Raw genomic sequence first — 13,167 nt, forward strand, 5'->3', positions numbered from 1 at the left:
TCCTGCCGGCGTCTCAGCCGGCGATGGTCCAGGTGCCGCGGCCGTGGAGAAGAGCCTGCAGGTCGGCCGGGCGGTCGTTCCACCGGAACCCGCGCTGGATCGCGACCACAGCGCTCGACGTCGTCGACGTCGTCATCCTGCTCACCCTCCGTATGTCTGAGCCGGTGGCTCGACCAGTGCCCGCGCAATACCCCGAGCCCATACCTCGTCCTGAGCGGGCCGAGGCGCCCTACGCCGCCGAGTGACCTCGACGATCACGAGTCCGACCGGATGGAGAGCCACCGCGCACGTCGTCTCGTCGCCGAAGCCCGTCCGGCGCGCGGCGATCACCGCGTCCCGCATGACCCCGCTCGTGCGGGTGCACACCTCGGTCGTGGTGGGCAGCGACCCGGTGACGATGCTGACGGGACCGATCCCCGCGACCGCCAAGGCCCTCGCCAGGTCGGGACTGACCATCGACGAGATCGGCGCCGTCGAGGTCAACGAGGCCTTCGCCTCCGTGCCGCTCGCCTGGCTGGCCGAGACCGGGGCCGACCCGAAGCACACCAACCCGCTCGGCGGCGCCATCGCCGTGGGTCACCCGCTCGGCGGGTCCGGCGCGGTGTCGGCGACGCGCCTGGTGCACCACATGCGGGACAACGGGATGCGCTACGGCCTGCAGACGATGTGCGAGGGCGGCGGCATGGCCAACGCGACCATCCTCGAGCTGCTCTGAACCCGATGCACGACGGGCCGGTGGGGCACTCCCCCACCGGCCCGGCCCGTCGGCCGTCTACACAGTGGCGCCGACCATCCCCGCCAGCCGTCCCGTGATGATCTCCTCGGCCTCGCGGACGATCCTCGGGACCAGCTCACCGCAGGTGGGGATGTCGCGGATGAGCCCCTGGGACGTCCCGGCCCACCAGATCCCCGCGTCGAGGTCACCGGTCTCGTAGACCTTGACCCCGCGAGCCCCAGCGACGAGCTCGGCGATGTCCTCGAACTGCGCGCCGTCCCTCAGCTTCTCGACGACCTCACGCGAGATCGCGTTGTCCGCGACGCGCGCGGTGTTGCGCAGCTGCCGGAAGATCAGCTGCGTGGACCGCTCGTCTGCCCCGACGATGCGCTCCTTGACCTTGTCGTGGATGCCGGACTCGGCGGTGCACATGAACCGGGTCCCCATGGTCACGCCGTGCGCGCCGAGCGCGAGGGCGGCGGCGAGGCCGCGTCCGTCGGCGAAGCCGCCCGCCGCCAGGAACGGGATCTCCAACGCGTCCGCCGCGGCGGGGATCAGCACCAGGCCGGGGACGTCGTCCTCGCCCGGGTGCCCGGCGGCCTCGAACCCGTCGATCGACACGGCGTCCACACCCAGGGCCTGGGCCTTGAGCGCGTGCCGGACCGCCGTGCACTTGTGGATGACCTTGATCCCGGCCGCGTGGAAGTGCTCGAGGTGCTCCTTCGGATTCGCTCCGGCCGTCTCCACGAACGGGACGCCCTCGTCGATGATCACCTGGCGGTACTCGGCATAGGGCGGCGGCGTGATCGAGGGCAGGATGGTCAGGTTGACCCCGAACGGCCTGTCCGTCAGCTCACGGCACCGGCGGATCTCCGCGCGCAGGTCCTCGGGCGTCGGCTGGGTCAGCGCGGTGATGAACCCGAGGCCACCCGCCTCGACGACGGCGGCGACCAGCGGCGCTCGCCCGACCCACTGCATCCCACCCTGTACGACGGGGTGCTCCACCCCGAACAGCTCGGTGAACCTGGTCCTCATGCGTCACTCCCGTCGAACGGTGGGGATGCCCACCGGTGGTCGAACTCGGTCAGGTCCTGGCTCGGTCGGCCGGGGAACACGGCGGGCCGACGTTCGAGTAACGCGGTGACCCCCTCTCGGGCGTCCGGTCCGGCGCCGCGTGCACGGACGATGGCGGTCTCCATCCGATGGGCCTCCATCGGATGGGACAGGGTCAGTCCGGTCCACATCATGCGGCGGGTCGCCGCGACCGACACGGGCGCACCCTCGGCGACCAAGCTGCGGGCGGTCTCGCGGGCCCGGGCGAGCAGCTCCTCGGCGGGGCACACCTCGTCAGCAGACCAGCGCGGTGCGCCTCCTCGGCTCCGATCAGCCCGCCGCTCACCGTCCACTGCGCAGCGGTGCAGGTGCCGACGACCCGCGGCAGGAACCAGCTGGAACAGGCCTCCGGCACGATCCCGCGCCGGGTGAACACGAAGCCGAAGCTGGCCGTGTCCACCGCGATCCGGGCGTCCGCGGGCAGCAGCATCGTGGCCCCGGGGCCGACCGCGTCCCCGTTCACCGCCGCGACGATCGGTTTGGCGCACTCGAAGAGCCGGAGCGCGAGTACCCCGCCCCAGTCCCGGCCGCCGCTGCCTCCCTTCGAGCCGAAGGTGCGGCTGCCGCCGCTGAGATCGGCACCCACCGGGAAGGCGCGCCCGGCTGCGGTGAGGACGACCGCGCGCACGTCGTCGCGATCGTCCGCCTCGTCCAGTGCGGCGCAGAGCTCCCGGACGCCGGCCGGCGTCAACGCGTTGCGGGACCGAGGGCGGTCCAAGGTGATCGTGAGGACCCCGGATTCGTCGAACGAGGTCGTGATCGCAGGGCCGTCGTCCGCCACAGCGAAAACTCTAACGCACGACCTTCGGCAGGCGACACCCGCTCACGCCGCTCGGGTGCTTTTCCTGCCGAGCGCCGAACGACCTCCACCAGCCTCGGAGCATGCCGACCGAGGCGCGCGGTGGGCAGGAGCACAGCCCGGAGGGGTCGGGGAACGAATAGTCGTCACCTAGAGTTTCTCCATGGCCGCATCCTCCTCGTCCAGCCCGGTGACCTTCGTCGGCGCCGGCGGTGTGCTCCTCGCGGCGGACCGGTGGAGCCCGCCGGAGGGCACGGGCTCCGCGGGCACGGTGCTGCTGCTGCACGGCGGCGGGCAGACTCGCCACTCCTGGCGCACGACCGGGCGCGCGCTGGCCCGGGCGGGCTGGACAGCGGTGGCGCTCGACGCGCGCGGGCACGGCGACAGCGGCTGGGCCCCGGACGGGGACTACTCCATGGACGCCCTGGTGGCGGACCTGCGCGCGGTCGCCACGGCGCTCGACGTGCGGCCGGTCCTGGTCGGCGCGTCCCTCGGCGGCAGCACCGCCCTGCTCGCCGAGGGTGAGCACCCGGGCTTCTGCCGGGGCATCGTGCTGGTCGACGTGACCCCCCGGATCGAGCCGGAGGGCGTGGCCGAGATCATGGCGTTCATGCGCAGCGGCATGGGCGGCTTCGCCTCGCTGGACGAGGCGGCGGACGCCGTCGCCGCCTACAACCCGCACCGCCCGCGGCCGGCGTCGACCGAGGGACTGCGCAAGAACCTGCGGCTGCGGGAGGACCGCTGGTACTGGCACTGGGACCCGCGCTTCCTCGACGGGAGGGACGAGCCCAGCCGGGAGCGCCCGGACGACGACCACCGCTCGGAACGGGCCCGGAACGCGGCCCGGCGGGTCACCGTCCCCACGCTGCTCGTGCGCGGGGTACAGTCCCGGGTCGTCAGCGAGGAGTCCGCCGCCGAACTCCAGACCCTCATCCCGCACGCCGAGCGGATCGACGTCCGAGGCGCGGGCCACATGGTCGCCGGGGACGACAACGACGTGTTCAGCGTCGGGCTCGAGCGTTTCCTCGCCGACCGCGTGACAACCGGCGTAGGTGATCTACGCCGGTGACAGGCCCCTTTGGGCCAGTCGTCCCCGTCCATGTCGAACCGGGCGTCCAGAGCCGGGGTCATCGCGGCGACCCGGTCGCCCTCGACCACGACTCCGGGGGTGAAGCCCTTGCGCCCCATCACCAGCCGCCGGTCCGGTGCAGCGTCATCGGCTGTTCGCCGGCAGGCAGCGTGCCCTCCGAGCAGCGGCTGGAAGCGCTCGTGCAGAGCGACCAGGCGCTCGATGACTCCCGAGTCGTCCGCCGCGTCGGCGTGGTCGTTCGGGGTGTCGGCGTCCTTCGTCTGCCAGGCGGTGACGATCTCCTTGAGGTCGGAGTTGACCTCGTCGAAGTCGTCGTACGCCGCCTCGAGGGCGGCCTGGTCGACACCGCTGCGCTCCGCGTCGAGCAGGCTCGCGAGCCGAACCAGGCGTGATCACACCGTGGAGGACCCCGACCCGGGGAAGCCCTTCCCGGGCGGGGACATCTACCTGAGCTTCCCCGGCCTGGGAGACAGGCTCGCAGCTCGGGTCGCCGGTGAGATCGGTGAGCACATCGGGCAGTTCGACTCTGCGAACGGTCTGCAGTGCTATGCCGGTCGACCACCGGTCACCCGACGCTCGGGAAAAGGCGATTTCGTCGTCGCGAGACGACTGGCGCACAACAGATACCTCGGTGACGCCGTGCACCAATGGGCGTTCTGCAGCCTGACTCGAAGCGGCTGGGCGCGGGAGTTCTCCGACGCCAAGATCGCTTCGGGAAAGAGTCACCACAACGCGCTGCGTGCCCTGGGGAACCGCTGGCTGGAGATCCTCTGGCACTGCCTGACCCGAGGCGTCCTCTACGACGAGGCCCGATACGTGACCGGCCAGGTCATCGCGGTCGACGGGGCCTGACGATCGCCACCGTCCCCTTCTTCAGTCGCGCGCAGAAGGGTTGGTGAAGCGGATGACGGACGACGAGCTGGTCGCCGCGGTGCCAGGACTGCAGGCGATCGACGAGATCTCCAGGCTCAAGGCGACCTACGTGCGGCTCGTGGACGAGCACGACTGGGCGGCTCTGACCGAGTTGTTCACTCCCGACCTCGAGGTCGACATCGAGGAGTCGACGAGCAAGCCGCAGGGTCGGGAGGCGTTCGTGGCCTCGGTGAGCAGGCACCTGACGGGTGCGCTGACCGTCCACCAGGTGCACAGCCCGGAGATCGAGCTCGCCGACGCGGACCATGCCACCGGGATCTGGGGGATGCAGGACATCGTCGAGCCCGCCGTGGGCAGCGGGTTCCCGCGGATGAGCGGCTACGGCCACTACCACGAGCGCTACGTGCGCGAGGACGGCCGGTGGCGGATCTGTGCCCTGCGGCTGACCCGCCTGCAGCGCACGGTCGAGGAGCCGCTTCCGGCAGGGAGCAGGCCGCAGTGAGCGCTGACTCCGCGTTCCGCGTCGACGGACAACCCGCCGATGTCGCGAACGCCGTCCGATACCTGGTCTCACCCGCGGCGTCGTACGCGTCGTCCTGCCCGTCGACGGCGGCCTCGGCGCTCGCTCCCTCATGCCCTGGCAGATCGACCCGCCCGAGGCTCGTCGACGCCGCTCGACGACTCCCTGACGGAAGGTCCGCCTTGACGCTCGGACCGGACATACCGGTCGCCGCCGACAACCAACCCAGACACGACGACGTCACGGAGCTGCGCGTGACGCGGGTCCTCGTCGTGTGCGCGTCCGCGCTCCTGCGCTGCGGCCTTCGCTACGTCCTCGGGGGCCGGGAGGACATGCGAATCGCGGCGGAAGCCGCCGGGCCGCGTGAGGGGCTGCGGGCGCTCGGATCCGTACGGCCTGACGTCGCGCTGCTGGACCTCACACGCGACACCGAGGACCCGATCGAGCCCGGTCTCGTTCACGAGGTCCTTCGACATCACCGCAGCACCAGATTCCTGGTCCTGCTCGGATCCCGAGGGCAGGGCGAGCTGCCGCAGCTCGTCGCCGACGGTGTGAACGGGGTCGTCAGCCGCGACTGCGATCCGTCGGTGATCGTCTCCGCGATCAGCGCGTTGAGCGCCGGCCGCGGCTTCCGAGACCACGGTCAAGTTCCACGTCAGTGGGTTGATGCGGAAGTTCGGTGTACGGAAGCGCGCCGAGATCGTCTACCAGGCTGCGGTGCTCGGCTTGGCGTGAGCGCGGTCCGTCCTCGGTCTGTCGGCTGCCCAGCGCGACGGCGCCACGGGTAGCGCGCGCCGCCGCACACCTCCCCCAACACCTCTCCGCCGCCCGAGCGACGTCCGGGACCCGGAAGTCGTCGACGAACGGGGAGCACGAGAGTTCACCCGACAGCTCCGGATGCAGCTGCCTCTCGAGGACCGGGTTCGAGCTGGTCGGTGCGCCACGTCCGGCGCGGTGTCCTCACGGGTCGTGGGCGTCGGCCCGGCCTCGCTCGGCGATGGCGTCGACGACTCCCCACCGGAGCGCCGTCACCGCGTCGCAGGCGTTGCCGGACAGGGCGAGGTAGAGCGTGCGCCATCGGCCGATCCGCCGCGGCAGGCTCACCGTGCCGCCCGCTCCGGGGATCAAGCCCATCCCGACCTCGGGCAGCCGGATCGTGGTGTCCGGTGCCGCGACGACACGGCCGGCGAAGGCCGGCACCTCGATCCCGGCCCCCACACACGGTCCGTGCAGCCGGACCTCGACGCGCTCGCCCACGGCGTGCAGCGGGCGGGCCGCGCCGGCGCGCGTCCGGACGAAGTGCGCGGTGGCGAGGTCGGGGGCGGTGCCGAACTCGTCGAGGTCCCCGCCGGCGCAGAAGGCGGGCCCGGCTCCGTCGATCACCACCTGCTCGACGTCGGGGTCCAGCACGGCCAGGTCGAGCCCGGCGACGAGGGCGTCGCGCAGCTGCCGGCCGTAGGCGTTGCGCCGCTCCGGACGGTTGAGCGTGAGGTGCAGGACGCGGCCCGCCCGCGCGATCCGCACCGGCTCGTCGACGGTCGGCGGCAGTGGGCGCGGTCCGCGGCGGGTGAGCCAGACCCGGAACTCCGGACCGCCGAGCAGCGTGGAGTATGCCAAGGACTCGGCGTCGAGCGCAGCGTGCACCGGGAGCGCCCCGCTCCACCGCAACAGCCCGGCCAGGACCGTCGCGGCCTGCGGATTCGTTCCGGCCGCGGCGTGCAGCTCGGCCAGCGCGGCGGCCGGATCGTCGACGCCGACGACCTCCGGCCCGGTCTCGCGCCCCGCCGGCACCAGCGTGCAGGACAGGGCCCGGACCAGCGGGGTCCAGTCGGGGTCGAACTCCCCCAACCCGACCAGGATGCGGTCGGCCCCGTCCGCGATCCGGGCGAGGCGCTCGACGTCGCCGGGCGGGCCGGTGAGGTCGACGCCGAGGAACGGGCTCTCGACCTGGGCGTCCGCGGCGAGGACCGGGCCCTGCTCGGCGAGGTCGGCGGGGTGGACCGTGGGCGTCATGACGAGACGAGGGTAGCGCCGTGATCGCCGGTTAGGCTCCTTGCCATGGGGAGCGACGCCGCGGCGGACTGGGCGAGTTCGGGCGTCGTCCCGCTCACGGGCCATCCCGACGGGCCTCCCCTCATCCCGCCGGGCCGCGCGGCTTCCGTCGCCGCCGAGCTCGGTTCCCTGTTCGGAATCGACGGCGCCGCCCTGCTCGCCGAGCGCGCCGCCCTCACCGGACACCGGCGCGCCGGACGGGTGTCGCCGGGCGGCAGCTGCCGGCTCCTGCCGATCGCCGACGGTTGGGCCGCCGTCTCCTGCGCCCGCCCGGACGATCCGGCACTGCTCGGCGCGCTCGTCGAGCACCCCCTGCCCGACGACGACCCGTGGCCGCTGCTCGCCGCTGCGCTGGCCGGAATGTCGACCGAAGACCTGGCCGACCGGGCCGAGCTGTTGGGAGTGGCGGCGGCGCCCGTGCGCATGGTGGACCACGACCCCCTGAGGCTCGGGGTGCCGCGCTCCGTGGCGGGACTGCTCGTCGTCTCGTTCGCGGCGCTGTGGGCGGGTCCGCTGTGCGCCCACCTGCTCGCCCGGGCCGGGGCGCGGGTCGTCGCCGTGGAGACGCCGACCCGACCCGACGGCGCGCGGCGGGGGGAACCACGGTTCCACGCACTGCTGCACGCCGGCGAGCGGTCGGTCGTGCTCGACCCGGCCGAGCCGAGCGGGCGCCGAGCGCTCGCGTCGCTGGTCGACGCCGCCGACGTCGTCGTCGAAGCCTCCCGCCCACGGGCACTGCGCGGCTTCGGGCTCGACGCCGAGGCGACCGTCGCCCGGGGGGCCACGTGGATCTCGATCACCGCGGCCGGCCGGACGTCGAACCGGATCGGGTTCGGCGACGACGTCGCGGCCTCCGCCGGGCTCGTCGCCCACGACGCCGCGGGCCTGCCGGTCTTCACCGGCGACGCGATCGCCGACCCGCTGACCGGGCTCACCGCCGCCGCGCTGGCCCTCACCGCCCCGGGTGTGCTGCACGACGTGGCGATGACCGAGGTCGTCGCCAGGACGCTCGACGACAACCCGGGAGGGTGCGCCCGACGGGAGGCCAGCGGCTGGGTCGTCGACACGTCGTCCGGCCCGGTCCCGGTCGCCGCGCCCCGCACCCGGCCGGTGCCCGGTCCCGCGCCCGACCCCGGCGCCGACACCGCGGCCGTGCTGGCCGAGCTGGGGATCCGGTGACCGATCTGGTCCTGCGCGACGCCGAGGTGGACGGGACCCGGGTCGACGTCCGGGTGCGGGACGGGGTCGTGGCGGCCCTGACGCCGGCCGGGACGATCCCCGGCCCCGCAGTGGACTGCGGCGGCGCCGCCGTGCTCCCCGGGCTCGTCGACCACCACGTCCACCTGCACGCCCTGGCGGCGGCCCGCCGCTCGGTCGACTGCTCGGATCGGGCCGGGCTCGCCGCCGTGCTCGGTGCCGCTCCCGGCGACGAACACGGCTGGGTCCGCGGCACGGGATACCCCGGCGACGACCTCGACGCCCGTGCGGTCGACGCGCTCCACTCGGCCCGCCCGGTCCGCATCCAGCACCGGAGCGGGGCGCTGTGGGTCCTCAACTCCCGGGCGCTCGGGACACTCGGCCGGCTCGACCACCCGGGCGTCGAAAGGGCCGCCGACGGCACGCCGACCGGCCGGCTCTTCCGCGCCGACGACTGGCTCCGGGCCCGGCTCCCCCGCTCGGGCCTCCCGGACCTGTCCGCGCTCGGCCGGGAGCTGGCGGGCTACGGGATCACGGCCGTCACCGACGCGACCCCCGACCTCTCCCCGGCGGCGGCCCGGGCACTCACCGCGGTCCCGCAACGGGTGACGCTGCTGGGGATCCCGATCGGGGCGGCAGCACCCCCGGGCGCGGCGGTCGGGCCGCTGAAGATCGTGCTCGCGGACTCCGGCCTGCCACCGTTCGACGAGCTGGTGGCGCGGATCCGCGCGGCGCACCGGGGCGGGCGCGGGGTCGCCGTGCACAGCGTGACCCGCGAGGCCTCGGTGCTGCTCGTGGCCGCGCTCGACGAAGCCGGGCGGCATCCGGCCGACCGGGTCGAGCACGCCGCGCTCGTTCCGAAGGAGCTGGTCCCGGCGCTGCGGGGGCTGGCTGTCGTCACCCAGCCGGGGTTCCTCGCCCACCGGGGCGACCTCTTGCGCCGCGAGGTACCCCACGACGAGCACGTCGACCTCTACCGGTGTCGGAGCCTGCTCGCAGCCGGTGTGGCGCTGGCCCTGTCCTCCGACGCCCCCTACGGCCCCGTCGACCCGTGGACGGTGATCACCGCCGCCACGACCCGGCGTACCCCCGACGGCGCGCCCCTCGGTCCCGACGAGACCCTCGGGGCGCGTCAGGCCCTCGAGGCCTACCTCGCCGCTCCCGACGACCCCGGCGGCCCACCCCGGCGCGTTGTCCTCGGCGCCCCCGCCGACCTCGTGTTGCTGCACTGCCCGCTCGACCGGGCCCTCACCGCCCCGGCCGCCACCGCCGTGCGCGGGACACTGATCGGCGGAAAATGGGTGCACGGGGCCGAGTGACACCCACGGAACACACGATCACCGATCCTCGATGGAGAGCGGCGGGAACCAACCGCAGTGGTTCACGAACAGTGCTCGAGGGCGGAATCGCCCGTGGCCACCACAGCGCGTCCGCTCGTTCCCCGGCCATCGCCGACCGGCGCAAGGCCGCCGGGTTCCCGGTCGCCACGACCCTCGAGGAGTTCAACCGCTGCACGCCAACTGAGGCTGATCGACCACACCGCGGCGCACCGGGGCGGGCGTCGGGGTCGCCGCAGCGTCCTGTGCGGCCGTACGAACGACGCATTCAGCCCGCGCTCGCCTGGCGCTGCTGATCGGCGCGGGTGGAGAACTGGATGTCCTCGTTCAGCGGCGGAGCGTCGGGCAGGTGATCAGCCGGCCAACCGGTTCCCGGCCAGGCCCGGTTGCTCGAGCGACCGGGCCGACACGAAGGGGGTGCTCCCGGGCGGCGGTATGAGGTCCTCGACGAAGTTCGTCCATGTGGACAGGTACGTCAGGAACCTCTCACCGACGTACTGGCTACGGAGGTGGTCGGCCGTCGCCGGGAGCCATCGTGGGGACCAGTGGGCACCGGCGGCTGCGCGGAACCGGTAGTCGTGATGCACGGTGGCGACCTTGCCGAGAGAGACGTAGTCGGCGCCCAGATCGAGACAGCGCGCGGCATCAGCGGGCTCGACGACCCCGTCCCGCCACCCCGATCCGCACCTCGCCCCGACTCGGTGAAGAAGGACAGCAGCGGACGACCTCCCGCGCGGACATCCTCGGCCTCCTGGAACACGTTCCACAGCGAAAGATCGAGGATGTCGGTCGCACCCTCGTCCAGGAGCCGCGAGCAGGTGTCGAGGATCTCGTAGAGGTCCTGGCCGTGGCGTTCCGGCGAGATCCGCACGGAGAGCTGGAGGTCCGGGCGACATGCGGCCCTGATGCCGTCGACGATCTCGAACAGGAACCGTCTACGGTTCTCCGGCGAGCCGCCGTAGCGGTCCGTCCGCCGGTTCAGGCTGGGGCTGAGGAACTGGGCGACGAGATGGCCGTGCGCTGCATGCACCTGGACCCCGTCGAAACCCGCTCGTTCTCCTACCAGCCACAACGCTGGCAAGAGATCTCTCTTCAGCCCCTCCTGCTGCACCCTTGAACGGGATTTCGCGTCACGAGTGGTGTCATGCAAGAAGCGAATCTCCCTTGAGCACGTCACCGGTTGAAGGCCGGTCCGGCTCGCGCGGCTCAGCGACCTGTGACGAACGCTCCGCTCTCCCACAGCGCCGTCGCGGTCCCCGCGACCTTCCCCGGGTCGGTCTCCAGCGTGCTGTCGGGCCGGAAGGCGTGCTGGGCATAGAACTGCATCATGCCGCCGAGGAGGAACGAGGCGACGTCGCAGTCCAGGTCGGCGCGCACCAGCCCCGCCTTCTGTGCACGGTGCAGCATCCGCGCAATACGCGCGCACCAGGCGTCGGTGACCTCGTTGCGGAGGGCTTCGACGTCCGGGTCGTTCTGTCCGGCCTCGATGACGGCTCGCCACATGTCGGCGTGCTGGGCGTAGAAGCGCATGTAGCGTTCGGTCGACTCCCGCACGGACGCCATCGGGTGCTCCGGATCGAACGTGACGTGCACGTATTCCTCGGAGTAGCGCAGGAAGTCGTGGATCACGTGGAGCAGCAGGTGCCGCTTGTCGTCGAAGTAGCGGTAGAACGCTCCGTTGGACAGCCCGGCGGCATTCGAGATGTCGCTGACGCGCGCACCGGCGTATCCGTCCCGGCGCAGGATCTCGTCACCCGCGCGCAGCAGCTCCTTGAGGGTCGCACGGCCTTTCGCCGACCGGGGCTGCGGAAGTTCCAGGTTCACGCGACGACCATCTCCCGACGTCCATTGCTCTGTTCAGGGTAGCAGTGATGTGACGCCACTTTCACGCTCGCCCACCGCCCCGCCGGGCTGCGACCCCTGCTCGCCACGACGACTCACGCCGCTGTTGTCCAGGTCAGCAGCCGGGCGGGGTTGTCGACCAACATCTGGTGCACGGCAGTCTCCGCAACGCCGCTCTGCTGGAGCCAGGGGACGAAGCGCCAGAGGATGTAGCTGAGCCCGGGTCCGCCCCCGTAGGAGGTGAGGTAGGAGCGGCGGGCGAGGTCTCCGGACAGGCAGATGCGTTCACCGTGCCCGGCGTCGACGAGCCGGCGCAGGAAAGTGATCCGGTCGGCGTCGGGCTGGTACTGCTCCTTGGAGATGCAGTCATAGGCGATGGAGCAGCCCGACTCGACGACCGCGAGATGGTCCTCCCACATGAGGCGGCGGTCCTGGTGCCCGATGAGGACCCTGGTCAGGTCCGCGCCGGCGTCGCGGAGCATCCGGATCTGCTCGAGCGGAAGAGTCCCGGCGGTGGTGTGGGTGAAGATCGGTGCGCCGGTCACCCGTTGCGCCTCGGCGGCGGCCGCGAACATCCGGGCCTCGTCGGGGTGGACGACGTCCTGCGACGTCCCGATCTTGATCACACCGGCGCGGATCTCCGGCGCGTCGGCGTAGCCCTTGGTGAGGTCGCGGCCATCTCGTCGACGAGTTCGGCGTGTGAGCGTCCGGCGATGTCGACCACTCCGCGCCAGTAGGGCTCCATGATGTGCCCGGTGGCGGCGACGACGTGCACACCGGCGCGCTCGCTGATCTCCCGCAACCGGGAAGGCGCGCGGCCGTACTCCTCGCAGGTGAGATCGACGACGGTCCCGCCGCCGGCGCGGCGGAAGATGTCGAGCTCGGCGGCGGAGGCTTCGGTGTCGTCGAGCACGAGGTCCGCTGTGTCGGGTTGTCCGGCTGCGTAGCCGGGGCTGGTGAACAGGTGCTCGTGGCAGTACACGCGGCCGAGCTCGGTCGGGTCGACGTCGCCGCGGACAGTGCGGACGACGCCGGCGGTCGTGGTGGTCAGAAGGATCCCTCCTCGGCTCGCGAGCGCCCGAGGCTGAGCAGGAAGTCCTCATGGCACTCGAACCAGACGGTGTGGATGCTGTCGACGCTCGGGCTGACCATGTAACGCGGATCCTCGGGCACCCGCTCGAGCGCGGCGGAGAGACGTGCGCGGTAGCGGCGGAACCGCTCGACGACCGCACCGGCCTCGTCCAGGACGGGGGCGACGGCGTCGTGCAGCTCGTGCATCTCGTCGAGCAGCTCGAAACGCTCGCCGTCGCTCGAGGTGGTCTGCCAGCCCGCGCAGACCCTCTTCACCTCGTCGTTCGCCTTGAGGAATCCCGAGTAGGAGTCGCCGAGCTGGTCGCGGGCGGTCGCGTCGAGAGCCTGCTCGAGCTGTGCGGCGGCGCGCTCCCGCCCGGCCGCGGTGAGCAGCCAGCCGGGTCGACGCCCGGACATCCGCTCGACCGCGAGCCCGTCGGCGGCGAAGCCGTCCAGCTGCTTCTCGACGTCCTCGGCGCTGCGGCCGACCACCGCGGCCACTTCGGCTGCCCTCGCCCGGCCCTTGATCCGCAGGGCGTGCAGTACGTCGTCCATGGT

General features: G+C 72.6%; 17 protein-coding genes and 1 pseudogene. 8 read left to right on the plus strand and 10 right to left on the minus strand.

The features are described 5' to 3' along the window. Positions 1-13: 13 nt before the first annotated feature. A complete protein-coding gene (locus ACL02T_RS27635) occupies positions 14-136 on the minus strand; it encodes a hypothetical protein (protein WP_412833711.1) in 123 nt (40 codons plus the stop codon). Between the two features lie 204 nt (positions 137-340). On the opposite strand from ACL02T_RS27635, the pseudogene ACL02T_RS27640 reads away from it, so the two are divergent. Further along, positions 341-715: pseudogene (locus ACL02T_RS27640) on the plus strand (acetyl-CoA C-acetyltransferase); the annotation flags it as partial. A gap of 57 nt (positions 716-772) precedes the next feature. Here the strand turns inward: ACL02T_RS27640 and ACL02T_RS27645 are convergent. Together ACL02T_RS27645 and ACL02T_RS27650 are read right to left on the minus strand one after the other, a co-directional pair. Continuing rightward, entirely contained in the window at positions 773-1,750 is a 978-nt protein-coding gene (locus tag ACL02T_RS27645; protein ID WP_412833712.1) for an NAD(P)H-dependent flavin oxidoreductase, read from the minus strand. Between the two features lie 208 nt (positions 1,751-1,958). Further along, on the minus strand, positions 1,959-2,609 hold the full coding sequence (locus ACL02T_RS27650; protein WP_412833713.1) for an enoyl-CoA hydratase-related protein: 651 nt from the start codon (positions 2,607-2,609) through the stop codon (positions 1,959-1,961). A 181-nt stretch (positions 2,610-2,790) separates the two neighbouring features. Here ACL02T_RS27650 and ACL02T_RS27655 point away from each other — a divergent pair, with 181 nt between their 5' ends. The 4 genes from ACL02T_RS27655 to ACL02T_RS27670 are packed head-to-tail and all read left to right on the plus strand — an operon-like array spanning position 2,791 to position 5,092. Further along, on the plus strand, positions 2,791-3,696 hold the full coding sequence (locus ACL02T_RS27655; RefSeq protein WP_412833714.1) for an alpha/beta fold hydrolase: 906 nt from the start codon (positions 2,791-2,793) through the stop codon (positions 3,694-3,696). Next, a complete protein-coding gene (locus tag ACL02T_RS27660) occupies positions 3,693-4,109 on the plus strand; it encodes a hypothetical protein (protein WP_412833715.1) in 417 nt (138 codons plus the stop codon). The genes ACL02T_RS27655 and ACL02T_RS27660 overlap by 4 nt, the downstream gene beginning before the upstream one ends. A 7-nt stretch (positions 4,110-4,116) precedes the next feature. Beyond that, on the plus strand, positions 4,117-4,569 hold the full coding sequence (locus ACL02T_RS27665) for a transposase (RefSeq protein ID WP_412833716.1): 453 nt from the start codon (positions 4,117-4,119) through the stop codon (positions 4,567-4,569). 52 nt (positions 4,570-4,621) lie between these two features. Next, positions 4,622-5,092, plus strand: coding sequence for a nuclear transport factor 2 family protein (locus ACL02T_RS27670; RefSeq protein WP_412833717.1), 471 nt, complete (start codon positions 4,622-4,624; stop codon positions 5,090-5,092). Positions 5,093-5,220: 128 nt separating this feature from the next. Here the strand turns inward: ACL02T_RS27670 and ACL02T_RS27675 are convergent, their stop codons facing one another. Next, positions 5,221-5,757, minus strand: a complete 537-nt coding sequence (locus tag ACL02T_RS27675; protein ID WP_412833718.1) for a hypothetical protein — start codon at positions 5,755-5,757, stop codon at positions 5,221-5,223. Between the two features lie 19 nt (positions 5,758-5,776). On the opposite strand from ACL02T_RS27675, the gene ACL02T_RS27680 reads away from it, so the two are divergent. Beyond that, positions 5,777-5,845 carry a hypothetical protein gene (locus ACL02T_RS27680; protein ID WP_412833778.1) on the plus strand — a complete coding sequence of 23 codons (69 nt, stop codon included), beginning with the start codon at positions 5,777-5,779 and terminating at the stop codon, positions 5,843-5,845. A 225-nt stretch (positions 5,846-6,070) separates the two neighbouring features. On the opposite strand, the gene ACL02T_RS27685 is transcribed toward ACL02T_RS27680, so the two are convergent. Further along, positions 6,071-7,123 carry an enoyl-CoA hydratase/isomerase family protein gene (locus tag ACL02T_RS27685; RefSeq protein WP_412833719.1) on the minus strand — a complete coding sequence of 351 codons (1,053 nt, stop codon included), beginning with the start codon at positions 7,121-7,123 and terminating at the stop codon, positions 6,071-6,073. Between the two features lie 45 nt (positions 7,124-7,168). Between ACL02T_RS27685 and ACL02T_RS27690 the strand changes: the two genes are divergently transcribed. Then, complete coding sequence (locus ACL02T_RS27690) at positions 7,169-8,341, plus strand: CoA transferase (RefSeq protein ID WP_412833720.1); 1,173 nt, start codon at positions 7,169-7,171, stop codon at positions 8,339-8,341. Beyond that, entirely contained in the window at positions 8,338-9,678 is a 1,341-nt protein-coding gene (locus tag ACL02T_RS27695; RefSeq protein WP_412833721.1) for an amidohydrolase family protein, read from the plus strand. Before ACL02T_RS27690 ends, ACL02T_RS27695 begins: the two co-directional genes overlap by 4 nt. 493 nt (positions 9,679-10,171) lie before the next feature. Here ACL02T_RS27695 and ACL02T_RS27700 read toward each other — a convergent pair whose 3' ends face one another. From ACL02T_RS27700 to ACL02T_RS27720, 5 genes are all read right to left on the minus strand, one after another. Further along, complete coding sequence (locus ACL02T_RS27700; protein ID WP_412833722.1) at positions 10,172-10,807, minus strand: oxidoreductase; 636 nt, start codon at positions 10,805-10,807, stop codon at positions 10,172-10,174. Positions 10,808-10,902: 95 nt separating this feature from the next. Further along, complete coding sequence (locus tag ACL02T_RS27705; protein ID WP_412833723.1) at positions 10,903-11,520, minus strand: TetR/AcrR family transcriptional regulator; 618 nt, start codon at positions 11,518-11,520, stop codon at positions 10,903-10,905. A gap of 113 nt (positions 11,521-11,633) precedes the next feature. Next, positions 11,634-12,164: a phosphotriesterase family protein gene (locus tag ACL02T_RS27710; RefSeq protein ID WP_412833724.1), complete on the minus strand. Its 531-nt coding sequence runs from the start codon at positions 12,162-12,164 to the stop codon at positions 11,634-11,636. Continuing rightward, the gene (locus tag ACL02T_RS27715; RefSeq protein WP_412833779.1) at positions 12,161-12,595 is read right to left on the minus strand and encodes a phosphotriesterase family protein; all 435 of its coding nucleotides are present in this window, start codon (positions 12,593-12,595) and stop codon (positions 12,161-12,163) included. Before ACL02T_RS27715 ends, ACL02T_RS27710 begins: the two co-directional genes overlap by 4 nt. Continuing rightward, positions 12,586-13,164: a hypothetical protein gene (locus ACL02T_RS27720; protein ID WP_412833725.1), complete on the minus strand. Its 579-nt coding sequence runs from the start codon at positions 13,162-13,164 to the stop codon at positions 12,586-12,588. The genes ACL02T_RS27715 and ACL02T_RS27720 overlap by 10 nt, the downstream gene beginning before the upstream one ends. Positions 13,165-13,167: the final 3 nt, after the last annotated feature.

It is taken from the genome of Pseudonocardia oceanicola, assembly GCF_047200735.1.
Classification (GTDB): Bacteria; Actinomycetota; Actinomycetes; order Mycobacteriales; family Pseudonocardiaceae; genus Pseudonocardia.